Below are 17,737 nucleotides of genomic sequence, written 5' to 3'. Positions count from 1 at the left end.
CTTGCCAGTAATTGCTTAGGAAATTCATCTTGATCTCTACCGCTAATATCACCATGCAGTTTGGTGCCGAACCTTTGTTCGAAAATATCTCAGCTAAATTCAGTAACGGTAACCGTTATGGCTTAATTGGCGCAAATGGATGCGGTAAGTCAACCTTTATGAAAATCCTCAATGGCTCGCTTGCGCCAACGTCAGGCAATGTGTCAATCGGGCCTGGCTTAAAAGTAGGTAACCTAAGCCAAGATCAATTTGCCTTTGAGCAATACACGGTAGTTGATACGGTGATCATGGGCGATGTTGAATTATGGAAAATAAAGCAAGAACGTGAGCGCATTTATTCACTCCCTGAAATGAGTGAAGAAGATGGTATGAAAGTGGCTGAGCTGGAAAGCATTTTCGCTGAAATGGACGGCTACAGTGCAGAAAGTCGTGCTGGCGATATCTTGTTAAAAGCGGGTATTGAAGAAGAGTTCCATTTTGGTTTGATGTCGCAAGTGGCACCTGGTTGGAAACTGCGCGTGCTACTTGCCCAAGCCTTGTTTGCAAATCCAGATATTTTATTACTGGATGAGCCTACAAATAACTTGGATATTCATACTATTAGCTGGTTAGAGCATGAACTCAACCAACGTAAATGTACTATGATCATTATTTCTCATGACCGTTATTTCCTAAATGCTGTGTGTACACACATGGCTGATATTGACTACGGCGAGCTGCGTATTTACCCAGGTAACTATGAAAAGTTCATCGAAGCATCAACGCTTATACGTGAACAGTTGCTTGCAGGCAATGCCAAGAAGCAGTCGGAAATCGAAGAGTTACAAGATTTCGTAAATCGCTTTGGTGCTAACGCATCAAAAGCCAAGCAAGCAAGTTCACGTGCTAAACGCATGGATAAAATCAGCTTAGATGAAGTGAAATCATCTAGCCGTATGGCGCCGTCATTGTATTTTGATGAAGGTAAAAAGATGCACCGCCAAGCATTGATTTTAGAAGATTTCGGCCATGGTTTTGATGGCGAAGTATTGTTTGAAGGCGGCGAGCTGATTTTAGAAGCCGGTTCAAAACTAGCGATTATTGGTGAAAATGGGGTTGGTAAATCAACCTTTATTCGTTGTTTAGTGGGTGAACTTGAAGCGAATCACGGTGTTGTGAAGTGGTCAGAGAATGCCTCTATTGGTTATTGCCCACAAGATAGCAGCAAAGATTTTGATAACGATTTAACTTTATTTGATTGGATGTCACAGTGGCGCACAGCTAAACATAACGATTTAATGGTGCGTGGCATGTTAGGGCGTTTATTGTTTACTGCCGATGATGCGAATAAAAAAGCCCGTAATTGCTCAGGTGGTGAGAAAAACCGCCTATTGTTTGGCAAGTTGATGATGCAAGATGTCAATGTGTTAGTTATGGATGAGCCGACAAACCACATGGATATGGAAGCCATTGAAGCGCTAAACAATGCTTTAAAAGGCTTTGAAGGGACATTGATTTTTGTCAGCCATGACCGTGAATTCGTGTCATCACTAGCAACTCGTATTATTGATATTCGTGACAAAGAAGTAGTTAACTTCCATGGCACCTTTAATGAGTTTATGGCAAGCCAACAAGAGCAAGCAAAGCTGTTGGCTGCCAAGTAACTTAGCACGCTGAGAAAACCGACTTAGGTCGGTTTTTTTGTGTCTACTGTACTCAGTGGATTAAATAAGTTGCTTGTTTAGCTTGTTAAAATCAGCTTGTTTTTCATAAAATTGGTATTTCATAAATGCTAATTTGATATCAATCTAAAAGCGCCGTACTCTTAGCATTGATAATTTTTAAGGTATCAGTGTGGCAATTCGACCTCATTTTTTTAAACTCACCGCTAATCTTGAAAAATTTGCACTTATACTGTGCCTTATATCAGTAGGGTGGGCATTTTTATTCCCTGACATGCTTACAGCAAATATCCAGCCACTGATCATTAATGTGTTAGCGGTATTGGGTGGGCCGTTTTTTTTATTAGTCAATTTTTTATTGATCAGTGTCATTGTGTTGGCAATGAGCCCGCTTGGGCAACGAAAAATAGGCGGTGAGCAAGCAACGGTTGAATTTTCAACCTTTGGTTGGTTATCGATGTTGTTTGCCGCAGGAATGGGATCGGGTTTAGTGTTTTGGGGCGTGGCAGAGCCTGCGATGCATGTATTACAACCGCCATTAAAGCAAAGTTTATATCCTGATCGCCAAGCTGCAGCCTTGGCTATCACATTAGTGAATTGGGGGGCACATGCATGGGCCTTGTATGCGGTGTTTGGTTTAGTGCTCGGTGGTTTAAGTCACAATAGCGGTAAAGCTGGGGATATCAGCGCACCAGTACTGAGCTTAACACGGGTATTTTTAAGCAGAATAGCTCAATTAAAGCTCAAATTTGTGATCCAATTATTAGCCATTTTAGCTATTTTTTTTGGTGTGGTTGGCACGATTGCAAATTCTACCTTATTGCTACGCAAAGGAATTGAACTAAAGCTGAATGTTCATTCGCCGTGGTTGATTAGTTTAATTATTATCGTGTTACTGGCGCTGCTATATAGTTTGTCTGCGCGTTTAGGGTTAAAAAAAGGCGTGCAGACACTGAGCCAATTCAATGTGTTTTTAGCATTTTTTGTCCTTGTTTGGCTGCTGATGATGGTGCCACTGCAACCAATTATCGATGTTGCTATAAGTGGCAGCACGTATTATATCCAGTTATTAGTAACTGGAACTTGGCAGTTTTCTAGTCAATTAAACGAGCCTGCTTGGGCGAATAGCTGGACCTATAATTATTATTTTTGGTGGTTAGCGTGGGGACCATTTGTTGGCGTATTTTTAGCTAAAATAAGCCAAGGACGACCGGTATGGCAATACATAGTCGGCGTGGTCGTTGTGCCAACCTGTGTGACTATCTTATGGTTCAGTGTTTTTTCTGGATCTGCAATTAGCTGGGACAGTGGTCATAGTAGCGGCATTATGGCCGCCATTAAAATTGACTATACCCAAGGTTTATTTGTATTTTTCAAACAGCTCGGGTGGCAAGGTGGCGTACTTATTTGGGCAAGCTTGCTGTTATTGCTGATTTTTGTCGCCACCTCAGTTGACTCTGCCATATTAGTGATCCGCAACTTAGCGGGAGCAAAAAGTAGTCATAGGCTAAGCTTATATACTTGGTCTTTTGTACTCGCTTTGAGTGGCTGGGTATTGTTACTACAAAATAATGAACTGCTAAACCGCAGTTTGGCGGTCATTGGTGCAGTGCCATTTTTGTTTATTTTTATTTTGCAGCTAATTGGTTTTGTGAAAGAATTTATCAGTGAGCTGCAAGAGTAAGCTCGGCGTTATTTATTGTTGCGATAGTTTTGCTTGTTCAATTAGTTGCCATGGTATTACAGTTTTTTACAGAGTTTTTTATTTTCTTAGTTATAGTAACTATCAGGGATACAGCAACAACCGACAAGGAATTTTAGATTATGTATAAGCAGGTAGTTTTAACGTTATTAGCAAGCCAGTTACTCACAGCATGCACGGTTGCGGGGGTGCTTGTTGATAGCACTATTTATACAAAAGCAGATGAAAATGCTGATGCAGATTTAGCGCTTTCCCCTGCGCATGTTACGCCGCAAAAGGCTGTGCCAGTTGCTGAACAACAGACTTTATCATTTACTGATCTGGGTATTGAGGTAGATAGGTTTTTGGTTGGCTTAGTACAACAGCAAGCAGAGCCGCAAGTGATCTGTAAAAGAGTGACTAAAACACTAAAAGAGTGTGAGGTAGTAACGCCTGACAACCTCACACAGAAGCAGACTACTGAGCCTGCAAATACGATTGATGAAATAATAGGTGTTCGTCAATAAAGCTACTGATGAAAAAGTAACTATGGTCATAACCTGCATGCATATTAATTTCTGCAGGGTAGCCTTTGTCATTTACTTGCTTAAATAAGTGTTCAGTTTTTAGTTGTTCAACTAAAAAGTTATCAGCTTCACCTTGATCAATACGCATTGGTAGGTAATCAGTTTCATTGGCCTGACTCATTAACTCACAGGTATCATAGTGTGCCCACGTCGATTTATCGTCGCCTAAATAGTGGCTAAACGCTTTTTGCCCCCACGGACAGTTTATTGGGTTCACAATGGGACTAAACGCCGAGGCACTGGTGTAATTTTGTGGATTGCGTAGGGCAATCATCAACGCGCCATGGCCACCCATAGAATGACCACTAATAGCTTTTTTATCGGTCACTGGGAAGTGTTGCTCAATTAAAGCCGGTAGCTCATTTACTACATACTCATACATATTGTAGTGAGTGTTGTAGGGCGCTTGTGTGGCATTAACATAAAAACCTGCACCTTGGCCAAAGTCATAACTGTCCTCGTCTGGCACATTGTCACCACGGGGACTCGTATCTGGTGCAACAATAGCTATGCCTAACTCAGCAGCTTTTTTGAAGGCACCTGCTTTTTGCATAAAGTTTTCATCGGTACAAGTTAACCCTGATAGCCAATACAACACGGGCACTTTATTGGTTTGGCTTGCACCTGGCGGTAAAAATATCGCAAAACGCATTGTACAATGAGTACTGCTTGCAATGTGACTATATTGTTTATGCCAACCACCGCTGACTTTTGCAGAACTTAAATTATCTAACATAATATCCTCGCTAAAAAGCCACACCTTAAGTGTGGCTACTTTGATCAGTAATGGATAACAGTACGAATACTTTTACCTTCATGCATCAGATCAAATGCGTCGTTAATATCTTCAAGGCCCATGGTATGAGTGATAAAGTCATTTAATGCAAATTCACCGGCCATGTAACGTTCAACAATTTCTGGTAGTTGTGAACGGCCTTTCACGCCACCAAAAGCACTGCCGCGCCAAACGCGTCCTGTAACTAGTTGAAACGGGCGTGTCGAAATTTCTTGGCCTGCTCCGGCAACACCAATGATCACCGACTCACCCCAACCTTTGTGGCAGCACTCAAGGGCTGAACGCATAACATCAACATTACCGATGCATTCAAATGAGAAATCAACGCCGCCATCGGTCATTTCAACAATGACTTCTTGGATTGGCTTGTCGAAGTCTTTTGGATTGATCAAATCTGTAGCGCCTAATTTAGTCGCAAGGTCGAACTTAGAGGTATTAATATCTATGCCGATAATACGTGACGCTCCGGCCATTTTTGCGCCAATAATGGCTGATAACCCGATGCCACCTAAACCAAAAATAGCTACCGTATCACCAGCTTGCACTTTTGCCGTATTGGTCACTGCACCCATACCCGTTGTTACGCCGCAGCCTAGTAAGCAAATTTCTTCTAAAGAGGCTGCTTTATTTACTTTGGCTAATGAAATTTCTGGCAGCACTGTGTACTCAGAAAACGTTGACGTGCCCATGTAGTGATAAATTGGTTGACCATCTTTGAAAAAGCGGGTGGTGCCATCTGGCATTAACCCTTTACCTTGGGTTTCGCGTACTGCTGAACACAGGTTTGTTTTACCTGAGGTACACATTTTACATACACCACACTCAGCGGTGTATAGCGGGATCACATGATCACCTACTTCAACACTAGTTACACCTTCACCAACAGCAAAGACAACACCTGCACCTTCATGGCCTAAAATAGCAGGGAAGATCCCTTCAGGATCTGCACCAGAAAGTGTAAAAGCATCGGTATGACAAACACCTGTTGCAGTGATTTTGACCATGACTTCGCCTTTTTTAGGCATCATCACATCCACTTCTTCAACAGATAATGGTTGATTCGGTCCCCAAGCTATTGCCGCTTTTGATTTAATGAACTCTGACATGGGCTCTCTCTTTTTATTAATTACATGGATGGTTTAAAACAATAGCGCTATTTTATTTGTTTCTCAAACAATGATAATCTTCATTTCTATAAAACACTTTTACAGTATGGTAATAATGAGTCGCTGGTCAGGTATAGATGAGTTTATCGCAGTGGGAGAAGAAGGCAGTTTTACCCGCGCTGCCACCGTTTTGGGAGTATCCGTGGCGCATATAAGTCGCCATGTTACCCAGCTTGAACAGCGTTTAAACACGCAACTGTTGACCCGCACAACCCGAAAAGTAGTGCTAACCAAAGAAGGGGAAGTGTTTTTACATCAGACCAAGCACTTACAGCATGCACTAGACGATGCCACTGGGGTACTTGCACAACAACAAAGTACACCAAAAGGTAAAATCAAACTTACGGCACCGGTAATGTATGGTGAAAGTTTTGTAATGCCTGCTGTACACACCTTTATGCAACAGCACAGCGACGTCGAAGTGGAGATGGCATTGAGTAATGAGCAAGAAAACTTGCTTGAAGGGGGCTTTGATCTGGCTATTCGTCTGGGTCATTTAAAAGATTCTAGCTTAAAAGCACGCCGTTTGAGTGAACGTCATTTTGTGATTTGCTGCTCAGCAGCCTATTTAGCGCGTTTTGGTGAGCCTCATACCTTAGCTGAATTGCAATATCATCAATGTTTAGTCGGTAACAGTAGTTACTGGCGTGTCTGTGAACAAGGGCGTGATAAACACATTAAAATAGCAGGGCGTTTGCAGTGTAACAGTGGCTGGGCGTTAGCAGACGCGGCTAAAAAAGGCTTGGGTATTATTCAATTGCCCAATTATTACATTGAAAGAGACTTAGCGGCGGGTGATCTAGTGCCTATTTTAACCAATAATCAGCCAAAACCTGAGGGCGTTTGGGGGGTGTATCCACCGCGGCAGTTTGTGGCAACCAATGTGCGTGCATTACTTGACCATCTTATTGCTTCATTGAATTAACGATTATTGAAAGTATGCGAGTAAATTGGCGTCAGCAATTGATTTGTCATTAACTTTTACATTTTTGCGCATACCCAATCACACTTTATCTATGCTAGTATGAGCCCAGAATTGGCCTTAAAATGTAACCATAAATAATTATGTTTCAACCTGTTAGCCTGTTTATCGGGCTGAGATACAGTCGCTCCTCGAAAGGGAACGCATTTATCTCGTTTATTTCGTTTTTCTCCATTGCCGGTATCGCTATAGGTTTAATGGCATTATTTACAGTAAGCTCTGTGATGAATGGATTTGAAAATAACCTTAAAACTAACATGCTTGGCCTTATCCCTCATGTTGAAATTGCAGCTGAGGGAAAAACACAAGCACAAATGACGCAGCTGCAAAATGATATTTTGGCATCAAAATTTGTCAAACATGCCAGTTTATATCGCCACGGCGAAGCAATTTTGCAAACCAACCGTGATCTGCATGGCGTGTTATTACAAGGCTTATACGATGATAACGCATCGTTGTATAAAATTAGTGATAAGGTTGTTCAAGGTAATTGGCAAGCGGTTATGGCATCGCGCTATAACATTGCAGTTAGCCGTTACTTAACCCGAAAACTTGGTATTGGTTTAGGTGATAAAGTGCGAGTGATTATGCCTAATGCGTCAACCTATACGCCTTTAGGCCGTGTACCGAGCCAACGTTTATTCACGGTTGCTGCCATTTATGAAACCGGCTCTGAGATTGATATGAGTTTGGCATTTACTAATGGCGAATCGTTGCAACGCATGTTAAAGCTACCAGCAAGTAGCGCACCTAATTTAAGCATATCTCTTAACGATCCTTTTGAATTAGATACCTTTAGCGCATCAGCGAGTAATATTTTAAGTCAGTATTCGGTGACCGATTGGCGTCAATCGCAAGGTACTTTATTTGCTGCAGTGGCGATGGAGAAGCGAATTATGTCAATGTTGCTCGCACTTATTGTATTAGTGGCGGTATTTAATATTGTTTCAGCGTTGACCATGATGGTGAGCGAGAAACAAAGTGAAGTCGCTATTTTACAAACGCTTGGTTTAACCCCCGCGCAAGTGCAGCAAGTATTTATGATCCAAGGTTTATATAATGGTTTGATTGGCACCAGTATTGGCGCAGGGCTTGGCCTATTACTCAGTGCATATATTAACGAAGTGTTAGCAGGCATTGGTTTAAACCTATTAACCGGGATTGCTTTACCGGTTAAGTTTGACGTAATGAGTTTATCACTGATTGCCGTTGGCAGTATTACCATGAGCTTTTTAGCCACTTTATATCCGGCGCGTAAAGCTGCCAATGTTAGCCCCGCAGAGGTATTGCGTTATGAATGATTTAGTTATCCAGTGTCAACAGTTAAGCAAAGTTTATCAAGATGGTGCCAGCCAAGTTGAGGTATTAAAAGGCATAGATTTAACCTTACAACAAGGCGAAATGTTGGCAATTGTTGGTAGTTCTGGTTCCGGTAAAAGCACCTTGTTGCATATTTTAGGCACCTTAGATTCACAAACTGCCGGTGTGGCTAAAATCAAAGGCCAGCAAGTTGCTAAATTATCTCGTGCAGAGCAAGCTAAGTTTCGTAACGATCATTTAGGGTTTATTTACCAATTTCATCACTTGTTGATGGAGTTTAATGCAGTTGAAAATGTTGCGATGCCTTTATTAATAAAAGGCCTCAGCGCTAAAGAGGCCAATGTTAAAGCCCTCGCAATGCTAGAAAAAGTAGGCTTATCTCATCGTAGTACTCATAAACCATCAATGTTATCGGGTGGTGAGCGCCAACGCGTGGCGATTGCTCGTGCATTAGTGACAGAGCCTGATCTGGTATTGGCAGATGAACCAACAGGCAATTTAGATAAACAAAATGCGATTAAAATTTACGATTTGATCAAAGATCTTAATAGTAGTTTAAACACCAGTTTTGTGGTGGTTACCCATGATCTGGAATTAGCCGACAAGCTAGGCAAAATCGCTTACCTTGATGATGGCAAGTTGGCAGTCAAAGAGGCCAGCTATGTTGCTTAGTGCTTATTTAAGTAAACGTTTCAGAGCAAGTTCAGGCAGTAGCGAAGAAAAAAATGGTTTTGTTAGCTTTATAGCAAAGGCATCAACTATTGGCATTTTACTCGGTGTTGCTGTGCTCATCGTTGCTTTATCAGTGATCAATGGATTTGAGCAGCAACTAGTACATCGTTTATTAAGTGTTGTACCACAAGTTGAGTATGTTGCACCAAATCGTGCAATTGATAACTGGCCTGAAAAAGTGGCAAAACTCAAACAACAACCCGGTGTAACCGGTGCAGCCCCGTTTATCAGTGTAAATGGTATGGCGCAGTATAAAAGTGAACTTAAAGCAGTTGAAGTACGCGGTGTAGATCCTGCTTTTGAAAGCGAAGTCTCTGCGGTTAACCAATTCACGCATGGTAAGTTGGTAAGTCAAATTAGCGAAGACGAAATAATATTAGGCCAGCAAATTGTAAAACAGTTAGGTGTAAAACAAGGGGAGTTAGTGACTTTATTGATCCCCCAAGTCAATCAAACCAGTACTGAAATATTAGCACCCAAAAGGGTAAGCTTAACCTTAGCCGGTATTATCGAAATGGGTGGGCCAATTGATAGTAGCGCGGCATTTATTCATTTAAGAAAAGCGCAATCTGTGCTTGGTTACGAACAGCAGCAAGTAACCGGGTTACGCTTGGCGGTAACTGATGTATTCCAAGCGCATCAAATTGCGCTGCGCGTTGGTCAAACAATCGAAGATTATGTGTATATCTCTAGCTGGTTTAGAACCCAAGGCAGCTTGTATCAAGATATACAAATGGTCAGAACCATTGTTTATATCGTGGTCTTTTTAATTATTGCTGTGGCGAGCTTTAACATTGTTTCGTCGCTGGTGATGGAAGTACGAGAAAAACAGGCCAACATTGCAATTTTAAAAACCATGGGCGCAAAAGACAGCACGATTTTAGCAACCTTCATTTTACAAGGACTTAGCCAAGCATTTATCGGTGTAGTGCTAGGCAGTTTTATTGGGGTAATGCTAGCGCTGAATATCAGTGAGTTATTTACTTTGATAAGTCAGTTACTTGGGGCTAACCCGCTGGAAGGGGTTTATTTTATTGAGTTTTTACCCAGCAAACTGGTTTGGCAAGATATAGTGGTTACTGTGATAGTCACATTTATTCTCGCGGTACTGGCAACCATTTACCCCGCATGGCAAGCAACCCGTGTTGATCCTGCCAAGGTGCTTGGTAACTGATCTATTTGTCTATTACCTTCATCAGAATGAGATTTTAGGCCGAGCCACAACACCAGCACCGGGTGTTTTTTAAGCCAGTTTGGCTCGCGTTTTTAATTTTGCGTATACAGTAACTGGTTGATATGTTCAGCCAGATCCACTGTATTTGGATCATCCTGCTGTTTTATATTTTCTATTGTAATGTTTGCTAAACAGTCATTACTGGCGATAAGTACAATATTTTTGTACTGCTTAAACTCAATGACAATAAACTCACGAAACAATGGACGCAGTAATAACAGCAAGTTGATCACTTGTTGCTCGTTGTGAGGAGCGAGGTTGATAGCTATCTTTCCCAAACAAGTAAGCCGTTTAAAACAAGCATGCCAAAATCCGTGTTTTTGTAATAGAGCTTGGTGTGACTGCGCACTAAAAATATCAATTAAAATCACATCAAAACTCTGCTGACACCGAGTAATAAAATTTTCGGCGCAATCATTAATAATTGGGGTTGTCTCGTCAAGTAAAAAATAGTGATGCGCAGCTGCAATAATATCGGCGTTGATTTCGACAGACGTAAGTTGAATTGCTTGATTTTTTAAGACACGTTCAAAACAACCACTGCCAGCACCTAAATTGAGTACGCGATCATTTGCTGATAGCGGCAATAGACTCAAAAACATGGCTTGATTAACCGGCGCACAGAGTAAATTTGGCTGTAATTTATCCATAACGCCTTGTATAACGTGATTATCACCTAAGGTAAACCAGCGATGCTGGCTGTTTTCCACGATGCGTAAAAGCCCGTACTGACTACGTATACTTGCTAATGTGCTGTCATGGCTAGGCTGTGTTAAATCAAGCATCAGTGGTGTAATGTCGATATGGGCACAGTGGCGTGGGGGTTGCGTAAAATATCAATAGGGGTGCCTCATTAACTCTGTTAAACTGTACGGCTTCTAAATAAGCCAGCAATACTTGCTTGGTTGTCTTATCTTACTCTGGAATTTACTTTGACTAATAATGATATTTTACGTCGTCTGCGTTATACCTTTAATTTAACTGATACTAACATGATTGAAATTTTTGCAGCGGCGGATCATGTCGTCACACCACTGCAAGTGACAGGTTGGCTGACGAAAGAAAGTGAAGCCGGGCATGTAGAGCCAAGCGATACTGAGTTTGCGACTTTTCTAAATGGCTTTATTAATACAAAACGCGGCAAGCGTGATGGCGATCAACCTGTTCCAGAGAGCAAACTAAATAATAATATTATTTTAATGAAATTGCGTATCGCACTAAATATGAAAACAGAAGATGTGATTGAGGTGCTTGCCTTGACCGATTTTAATTTAAGCAAACATGAGCTAAGTGCTTTCTCACGTAAAGCGGAGAATAAACATTATCGTGTCTGTAATGATCAAATCTTACGTAACTTTTTAACCGGTATTCAGTTGCAAAACCGCCCAACAATTAGCGGCGAATAATCTAGCAGATCATATTCGCAGGAGTTTAGCGCGGATATGATCAATCCCCTTTAATAAAACCTCTTTTAAAATACGCCAAGACTCATTTTGCGCTGTGCTACTTTTCTCCACAATACTAAATTTAATTACTTTTTATAGATTTATATTCACTTACAGTGGGTAATAATTTAGTGGGCTTTATGCTAACTCAAAAATAATTCACGTTGTTGGGCGTTAAATAGACTGCAATAGCATGCTACAGTGGTGAAAATTGCCATTACTTTAAGGTTCTTACTGTATGAAACATAAACTTGATCATGTCTATTTCAATATTTGATAAAACAATAACAATTAACACGGAAGCATAATTATGAATTATATCCACAATACTATTGCACAGTTAAAACACACCAGCCCCGCACAATGCGAATTTTATCAAGCCGTTGAAGAAGTGCTTGAGTCTCTCGAACCTATACTCGAAAACGTGAGTAAATACCAAAAAAACGCCATTATTCAACGCTTAGTCGAGCCTGAACGACAAATTATGTTTAGAGTGCCTTGGCTTGACGATAACGGCAACATTCAGGTTAATAAAGGTTATCGGATTGAATTTAACTCAAGCTTAGGGCCATACAAAGGCGGTTTACGTTTTCACCCGAGTGTTAATGCCAGCATCATAAAATTTTTGGGGTTTGAGCAAATTTTTAAAAACGCATTAACCGGGTTACCTATTGGTGGTGGCAAAGGCGGCGCTAATTTTGACCCTAAAGGCCGCTCGGATGCTGAAATAATGCGTTTTTGCCAATCATTTATGAACGAATTATATCGCCATATTGGCCCAACAACTGATGTACCCGCAGGGGATATTGGCGTGGGGGCGCGTGAAATAGGCTATATGTTTGGTCAGTATAAACGTTTAACCGGTCGTTATGATGGTGCATTTACGGGGAAAAGTTTATTGTGGGGTGGCTCATTAGTACGCAAAGAAGCCACTGGCTATGGTGCGGTATATTTTGCAAATTATATGCTGCAAGCACGCGATGACAGCTTGCAAGGTAAGCGCTGCTTAGTGTCTGGCGCTGGCAATGTCGCAATTTATGCGATGGAAAAACTCTATCAGTTAGGGGCAACCCCGATCACTTGTAGTGATTCAACGGGCACGCTTTATCATGAAGCGGGTATTGAGCTGGCACATGTTAAACAGCTCAAAGAAGGTGAGCGGGCAAGTTTAGCCCGTTATGTAGATAAACACAGCGATGCGCAATATATTCCTGCTGCAGATTATCCCGATGATGGCCATGCGGTGTGGCGTTTTGTCGCTGATGCGGCTTTTCCCTGTGCGACACAAAACGAGTTGACCGAGTCCGATGCACAGGCGCTAATTAATAATGGCTGTATTTTGGTGAGTGAAGGTGCAAATATGCCAAGCACGAAAGCGGCCATCGATGTGTTTCTCGATGCTAATATTGCTTACGGGCCAGGTAAAGCCGCCAATGCCGGTGGTGTTGCAACCAGCCAATTAGAAATGGCGCAAAATGCCAGTATGCAAACGTGGACGTTTGCAGAAGTGGATACTAAGCTGCAACAGATCATGAAAAATATTTTTGATACCGCAAGCAATACCGCTGCTGAGTTTGGTGAGCCAGGCAATTTAGTGTTAGGCGCTAATATTGCGGCGTTTCGCCGAGTTGCAGATGCGATGATAGAGCAGGGCGTTGTGTAATTAACCACTGCTTTACCTATAACTGTCATTTAACTAAACACAGTTCACTTAGCCCACTATCATAGTGGGCTTAAATGATTGTACAGTTTATCTCACTAATTAGTGATTAAACGAGTTAATCAGTTGTTAGTCTCAAAATTATTTGCAGCATTTATTCACTCACGTATTGTGGTTTGGGTATTCATCAACAATAAAAGAGCATCAACCATGTTTGAGCAAAAAAGCCACCTTTTTACATCCTGCAAACCTGCGATACTTATCAGTACACTGTTTATTGCAACCAACACATTGGCTGTAGAACTAAATTATCAAGATCAAGCCAAACTTCATGATATTGCCGCGTCGGTATCGGCTAAGCGAATTGAAAATGACATTCAAACTTTAGTTGATTTTGGTACCCGTCACACCTTGTCCGAGACTAAATCAAATACCCGAGGAATTGGTGCTGCAAGGCGTTGGATAAAGGCTGAGTTTGAAAAAATATCTGCCGAGTGTGGCGGCTGTTTAGAGGTTTTAGAAGTAAAAGACACCATATCAGGTGAAAAACGCATTCCGAACCCTGTTGAAGTGGTCAATATTATTGCCATTCAACGTGGGACTGATGAACCTAATCGTATGGTAATGATGTCGGGCGATATTGATTCTCGGGTCAGTGATGTGATGGATTTTACCAGTGACTCACCTGGCGCGAATGATAATGCTTCGGGAGTGGCAGGCGTTATTGAATCAGCCCGCGTCTTGTCAAAGTATCAGTTTAACGGCTCGATTGTCTATGCGGCGCTTTCAGGTGAAGAGCAAGGCCTGTTTGGTGGTAAGATTTTAGCGGATTATGCAAAGCAGCAAGGCTGGCAAGTTCATGGTGTGCTCAATAATGACATGATTGGCAATATCACTGGCATTAATGGTGTAACCGATAATACTACAGCGCGTATATTTTCTGAAGGCACACGGGTTATTGAAACCAAAGAGCAAGCCCATAAACGACGTTTTACCGGTGGTGAGGTAGACTCTGCAAGTCGTAACTTAGCCCGATACATTGATACCATAGCTGATCGTTATATTCCTAACTTAGATACTATGTTGGTTTACAGGCTCGATCGTTTTGGACGAGGCGGACATCACCGTCCATTTAACGACATGGGCTATGCCGCAGTACGAGTGATGGAAACTAACGAAAACTACAATCATCAACACCAAGATTTACGCACCGAAGACGGTATTGTTTATGGTGACACCATCGAAGGTGTTGATTTTGATTACACAGCAAAACTAACGTCACTTAATGCAGTAAGCCTTGCCTCTATGGCGTGGGCGCCCGCGCCACCAACAGCGGTTGAAATATCAGGTGCAGTGCAACCGAGCACCACCTTAAAATGGCAAAAGAACAGCGACAAAACAACGGTGGGTTACAGAATTTACTGGCGTTATACCAGCGAGCCACAATGGCAGTTTAGCCGTTATGTGGGTGATGTAAACGAAGCAACGCTCACAAATGTAGTGATCGACAACTATTACTTTGGTGTCGCCGCAGTCAATAAAGACGGCATTGATTCACCTGTTGTATTCCCAGGTGATGTGGGCGCATTCGAACACTCGGTAAAGTAATATCCATTTGTAGCGCAAGCCAGCCTTGCGCTACAAATAGGCTGTTATAGCAAAAATGGAAGATAACAAGGAATGCTCAGATCAAACATGGATAAAAAAGCGTTATAAAATGAATTCTCGCCTACCCACACTTAACTACGACATAGCCATAGATAAACAGTATTGTGTTTGAGTTTTTTCAACAACTCGCGGGGTTATTTCTTGTATTTTGCAATAACAAAAAAATGACAAATACAAATCCCTTGATTTACATTTAGATACAGAGGTAGACTGAAAAAATTGAAAAATTCAAAGGATCTTCTGTCTGCAACTCGCAGGTTTAGATCCTTTGAATAAGCTGTTAAGTGAAAATAATGCATCGCCTAGTTTTTAGCCTTTTACTCATCAGTAACATTGCATTAGCCGATGATTGGCAACATTCAAAAGAAAATGAATGGACTCCAATGGGTATAGAGTGGGATAAAGTTGAGGATGAATTTTATACCGCAGCCGAGCGTAAAGCGAGCAAATCAGGAAGTCCTATATTGCCTCGCAGTGAGTATAGATTTTACTCAAAAGCAATTTTAATTAATTCAGAGAAGGTAATTGCACTGCGTGCTGCATGCAAATCACAAGAGTTTCAGAATGGCGCAGCCATAGAAGGTGGTGGAACTTGCTATATTCTAGGGGTTTACCAGCCGCAAAATAATCAAGTTCGTGGGGTTCGCTTCAATGCCCCGTACTGATTCACTTAACAAACGCAAGCAGGATGCTCCGGCCCTGCGGGCCTCCGCGGGACGCCCAACGCTATGCACATTTTGTGCGGGTCGCTGCGCTCCCAGTTTCGCACAAAATATACATAGCATTGGTCGCCCCTGTTGCGGGCGTTAAGCATCATATGAAAATGAGCCACGAGGAATACATCGAAAAGCAACGAAAGCGTGCTGTAGAGGTTGCAACCGGAATGCTAGATGGTTCTATTGACTATCTAGAGGGCGCTATTGAATTGTCTTCTCTAAGGTTTGAAGTTGGACTGCCCGAGGATGACAAAGACTTCCTCGCTTTTGCTGGTGTATCTTCAGAGGTTGACCACCTGCCAATCGGCGCGGCGAGGCAGTACTGGTCAAAAGCAGCTCTCGAACGGCATGAACCAGAAATACAGCAAAGTACCAAATGGGCAAAGGAAGTATCTTTGTCAGAGTGCAAATCTATCGTAGCAAGGTTCAATGCTTAACAAGCAGCGGCAGAGCGACAGCCAGCGCTGGGCGTTAGCTGTCAGGGAGTGCAGAGGTAGATATGGCAATATTTGAACTATTTTCAAAAAGACAGAAAAAGCTTAGGGGAGAAGTCCCTGATGTATATCAATATGAAAATATTGAGCAAAATTTCCGCGTACAAGTAGTTCATATAGTACGGGATACTATAGGTGTCGAGCAGGATTACAATGAAAGCTCCAATAGCATATACAAACATATTCACAAGGTGCTTTGCAAAGAGTATGGTGTTTTTACTTTAAAAGAATACGCAAACTCGAATTTTTCAGCAGTCTTCGATTACTTCTTAAGTCAGAGAAGCCACGAAAAGTGCCTAGATATAATAGAATTGACTTTTAGAATAATTGACACTTATGTTAGAGAGCACGAGTGGGATTTTCGTAATGCAATTGGTGTTTCTCAAAAACCTGATGATGCTATTAGCGAATTAAATTTTAGGTTTAAAGAAGCGGGAGTTGGCTATCAGTTTGAATCAGGAGAACTAATTAGGGTCGATTCTCAATATGTTCATTCTGAAGTAGTAAAACCAGTTCTTCATCTTCTTGGCAAGGACAAAAAGTATGCAGGAGCAAACGACGAGTTTTTATCAGCCCATGAGCACTATCGTCATAAGCGCTATAAAGAGTGCCTTAATGATTGCCTTAAGTCCTTCGAGAGTTTGATGAAAGCAATACATGAAAAGCACTCATGGCCTTACAATCAAAATGATACTGCAAAGAAACTGATTAATAGCTGTCTTGCTAACGGACTGGTGCCAGAATATCTACAGAATCAATTTTCATCTGTACGAATTTTACTCGAAAGTGGTATTCCTACTGTTAGAAATAAGGAGGGTGGGCATGGTCAAGGTGCAGAAGTTACATCTGTTCCAGAGCACTTAGCCAGCTATACCTTACATCTCACAGCGACTAACCTTCTATTTTTAGGTAACTGTGAAGAAAAATACAGCTAACAAACGCTTTAAGACGGATCCGCAACGCGTGGCATTTTCGCTATGCGTTGATTTTAGTGAGTAAGGTGGCACGCGGAAACTCTGTGTTGCGTTGCTCACCACTTAAGCGGGCGTTAGTGGCTTAGGATAGATATGAATCAGGCAATACATTTCAAAACGTCAATGTTTGATGTTTCTAAGGAAAGAGAGAATCCTATCAATCCAATATATGGCCTATCGTTATTGGAATGGTTACGAAAAGAACTCAAGGGGAATCTTGAGATTACCGAGCCAGATGCAGAAGATTGGGGTTGGTATTGCGAACTATCGTATGACGGTAATAACTACCTAATTGGTTCATGCGCCTATTTTGAAGAAGGTGATGATCCGAATCAAGATCTGGAGTGGGTATTTCAAGTTGATAAACACCGAAGTTTCAAAGAAAAGCTATTTGGCAAAAACAAAATGAGTGCATCTGATGGCTGCTTTTTGTTCTTCAAAGAGCTGTTTGAGAAAAATCCCAATTTTAAAGAGGTTCAAGTTGCGTAAGCCACTAATCGGGTAGCCGGAGGTCTCTAACCTCCAGCCCCCACACCACCCATCATGCGGGTCCGCAATGGGCGGTTCATCTCCCGTAATGAATGTTGATCCAAATATCTCTCAATGACACTAAACCTTGTG

General features: G+C 41.8%; 17 protein-coding genes. 14 read left to right on the top strand and 3 right to left on the bottom strand.

Annotated elements, in window-relative coordinates; translation table 11 throughout:
* Positions 1-29: 29 nt before the first annotated feature.
* The 3 genes from A7968_RS12365 (at position 30) to A7968_RS12355 (ending at position 3,869) form a co-directional block, all read left to right on the top strand.
* Positions 30-1,643, top strand: coding sequence for an ABC-F family ATPase (locus tag A7968_RS12365; RefSeq protein ID WP_084448181.1), 1,614 nt, complete (start codon positions 30-32; stop codon positions 1,641-1,643).
* Positions 1,644-1,833: 190 nt separating this feature from the next.
* Complete coding sequence (locus A7968_RS12360; RefSeq protein WP_227008917.1) at positions 1,834-3,345, top strand: BCCT family transporter; 1,512 nt, start codon at positions 1,834-1,836, stop codon at positions 3,343-3,345.
* Between the two features lie 140 nt (positions 3,346-3,485).
* A complete protein-coding gene (locus tag A7968_RS12355) occupies positions 3,486-3,869 on the top strand; it encodes a hypothetical protein (protein ID WP_064666891.1) in 384 nt (127 codons plus the stop codon).
* On the opposite strand, the gene fghA is transcribed toward A7968_RS12355, so the two are convergent.
* Together fghA and A7968_RS12345 are read right to left on the bottom strand one after the other, a co-directional pair.
* On the bottom strand, positions 3,820-4,665 hold the full coding sequence (fghA, locus tag A7968_RS12350) for an S-formylglutathione hydrolase (RefSeq protein WP_084448179.1): 846 nt from the start codon (positions 4,663-4,665) through the stop codon (positions 3,820-3,822). The two genes, A7968_RS12355 and fghA, sit on opposite strands and share 50 nt — an antisense overlap.
* A gap of 44 nt (positions 4,666-4,709) precedes the next feature.
* A complete protein-coding gene (locus A7968_RS12345) occupies positions 4,710-5,831 on the bottom strand; it encodes an S-(hydroxymethyl)glutathione dehydrogenase/class III alcohol dehydrogenase (protein WP_064666890.1) in 1,122 nt (373 codons plus the stop codon).
* A 115-nt stretch (positions 5,832-5,946) separates the two neighbouring features.
* Between A7968_RS12345 and A7968_RS12340 the strand changes: the two genes are divergently transcribed.
* From A7968_RS12340 to A7968_RS12325, 4 genes are all read left to right on the top strand, one after another.
* A complete protein-coding gene (locus A7968_RS12340) occupies positions 5,947-6,816 on the top strand; it encodes a LysR family transcriptional regulator (protein ID WP_064666889.1) in 870 nt (289 codons plus the stop codon).
* Positions 6,817-6,956: 140 nt separating this feature from the next.
* On the top strand, positions 6,957-8,174 hold the full coding sequence (locus A7968_RS12335) for a lipoprotein-releasing ABC transporter permease subunit (protein ID WP_064666888.1): 1,218 nt from the start codon (positions 6,957-6,959) through the stop codon (positions 8,172-8,174).
* The gene (gene lolD / locus A7968_RS12330; protein ID WP_064666887.1) at positions 8,167-8,865 is read left to right on the top strand and encodes a lipoprotein-releasing ABC transporter ATP-binding protein LolD; all 699 of its coding nucleotides are present in this window, start codon (positions 8,167-8,169) and stop codon (positions 8,863-8,865) included. The genes A7968_RS12335 and lolD overlap by 8 nt, the downstream gene beginning before the upstream one ends.
* The gene (locus A7968_RS12325) at positions 8,855-10,099 is read left to right on the top strand and encodes a lipoprotein-releasing ABC transporter permease subunit (RefSeq protein WP_064666886.1); all 1,245 of its coding nucleotides are present in this window, start codon (positions 8,855-8,857) and stop codon (positions 10,097-10,099) included. The genes lolD and A7968_RS12325 overlap by 11 nt, the downstream gene beginning before the upstream one ends.
* Before the next feature lie 92 nt (positions 10,100-10,191).
* Here A7968_RS12325 and A7968_RS12320 read toward each other — a convergent pair whose 3' ends face one another.
* Complete coding sequence (locus tag A7968_RS12320) at positions 10,192-10,944, bottom strand: spermidine synthase (protein ID WP_064666885.1); 753 nt, start codon at positions 10,942-10,944, stop codon at positions 10,192-10,194.
* 147 nt (positions 10,945-11,091) lie between these two features.
* Between A7968_RS12320 and A7968_RS12315 the strand changes: the two genes are divergently transcribed.
* The 7 genes from A7968_RS12315 (at position 11,092) to A7968_RS12285 (ending at position 17,605) form a co-directional block, all read left to right on the top strand.
* Positions 11,092-11,565, top strand: a complete 474-nt coding sequence (locus A7968_RS12315; protein ID WP_064666884.1) for a YehS family protein — start codon at positions 11,092-11,094, stop codon at positions 11,563-11,565.
* A 349-nt stretch (positions 11,566-11,914) separates the two neighbouring features.
* Positions 11,915-13,267 carry an NADP-specific glutamate dehydrogenase gene (gdhA, locus tag A7968_RS12310; protein WP_064666883.1) on the top strand — a complete coding sequence of 451 codons (1,353 nt, stop codon included), beginning with the start codon at positions 11,915-11,917 and terminating at the stop codon, positions 13,265-13,267.
* A gap of 207 nt (positions 13,268-13,474) precedes the next feature.
* Positions 13,475-14,872 (top strand): M28 family peptidase, encoded by a 1,398-nt coding sequence (locus A7968_RS12305; RefSeq protein WP_084448205.1) that lies wholly within the window; start codon positions 13,475-13,477, stop codon positions 14,870-14,872.
* A gap of 353 nt (positions 14,873-15,225) precedes the next feature.
* The gene (locus tag A7968_RS12300; protein WP_064666882.1) at positions 15,226-15,597 is read left to right on the top strand and encodes a hypothetical protein; all 372 of its coding nucleotides are present in this window, start codon (positions 15,226-15,228) and stop codon (positions 15,595-15,597) included.
* Between the two features lie 152 nt (positions 15,598-15,749).
* Positions 15,750-16,085 carry a DUF2489 domain-containing protein gene (locus tag A7968_RS12295; protein WP_064667130.1) on the top strand — a complete coding sequence of 112 codons (336 nt, stop codon included), beginning with the start codon at positions 15,750-15,752 and terminating at the stop codon, positions 16,083-16,085.
* Between the two features lie 62 nt (positions 16,086-16,147).
* A complete protein-coding gene (locus A7968_RS12290; protein ID WP_064666881.1) occupies positions 16,148-17,077 on the top strand; it encodes an abortive infection family protein in 930 nt (309 codons plus the stop codon).
* 132 nt (positions 17,078-17,209) lie between these two features.
* Positions 17,210-17,605 (top strand): hypothetical protein, encoded by a 396-nt coding sequence (locus A7968_RS12285; RefSeq protein ID WP_064666880.1) that lies wholly within the window; start codon positions 17,210-17,212, stop codon positions 17,603-17,605.
* The last annotated feature ends 132 nt before the right edge of the window (positions 17,606-17,737 follow it).

Source organism: Pseudoalteromonas prydzensis (assembly GCF_001661495.1).
Taxonomy (GTDB): domain Bacteria; phylum Pseudomonadota; class Gammaproteobacteria; order Enterobacterales; family Alteromonadaceae; genus Pseudoalteromonas; species Pseudoalteromonas prydzensis.
The sequence above is the reverse complement of the archived record's forward strand: the minus strand, read 5'-3'. Positions and strand labels throughout refer to the sequence as shown.

What these genes read in the sequence shown, in the direction of transcription:
- A7968_RS12355 (WP_064666891.1), top strand. Translation starts at nt 3,486, where the DNA reads ATGTATAAGCAGGTAGTTTTAACGTTATTAGCAAGCCAGTTACTCACA.
- fghA (WP_084448179.1), bottom strand. Translation starts at nt 4,665, where the DNA reads ATGTTAGATAATTTAAGTTCTGCAAAAGTCAGCGGTGGTTGGCATAAA.
- A7968_RS12345 (WP_064666890.1), bottom strand. Translation starts at nt 5,831, where the DNA reads ATGTCAGAGTTCATTAAATCAAAAGCGGCAATAGCTTGGGGACCGAAT.
- A7968_RS12340 (WP_064666889.1), top strand. Translation starts at nt 5,947, where the DNA reads ATGAGTCGCTGGTCAGGTATAGATGAGTTTATCGCAGTGGGAGAAGAA.
- A7968_RS12335 (WP_064666888.1), top strand. Translation starts at nt 6,957, where the DNA reads ATGTTTCAACCTGTTAGCCTGTTTATCGGGCTGAGATACAGTCGCTCC.
- lolD (WP_064666887.1), top strand. Translation starts at nt 8,167, where the DNA reads ATGAATGATTTAGTTATCCAGTGTCAACAGTTAAGCAAAGTTTATCAA.
- A7968_RS12325 (WP_064666886.1), top strand. Translation starts at nt 8,855, where the DNA reads ATGTTGCTTAGTGCTTATTTAAGTAAACGTTTCAGAGCAAGTTCAGGC.
- A7968_RS12320 (WP_064666885.1), bottom strand. Translation starts at nt 10,944, where the DNA reads ATGCTTGATTTAACACAGCCTAGCCATGACAGCACATTAGCAAGTATA.
- gdhA (WP_064666883.1), top strand. Translation starts at nt 11,915, where the DNA reads ATGAATTATATCCACAATACTATTGCACAGTTAAAACACACCAGCCCC.
- A7968_RS12305 (WP_084448205.1), top strand. Translation starts at nt 13,475, where the DNA reads ATGTTTGAGCAAAAAAGCCACCTTTTTACATCCTGCAAACCTGCGATA.
- A7968_RS12300 (WP_064666882.1), top strand. Translation starts at nt 15,226, where the DNA reads ATGCATCGCCTAGTTTTTAGCCTTTTACTCATCAGTAACATTGCATTA.
- A7968_RS12295 (WP_064667130.1), top strand. Translation starts at nt 15,750, where the DNA reads ATGAAAATGAGCCACGAGGAATACATCGAAAAGCAACGAAAGCGTGCT.
- A7968_RS12290 (WP_064666881.1), top strand. Translation starts at nt 16,148, where the DNA reads ATGGCAATATTTGAACTATTTTCAAAAAGACAGAAAAAGCTTAGGGGA.
- A7968_RS12285 (WP_064666880.1), top strand. Translation starts at nt 17,210, where the DNA reads ATGAATCAGGCAATACATTTCAAAACGTCAATGTTTGATGTTTCTAAG.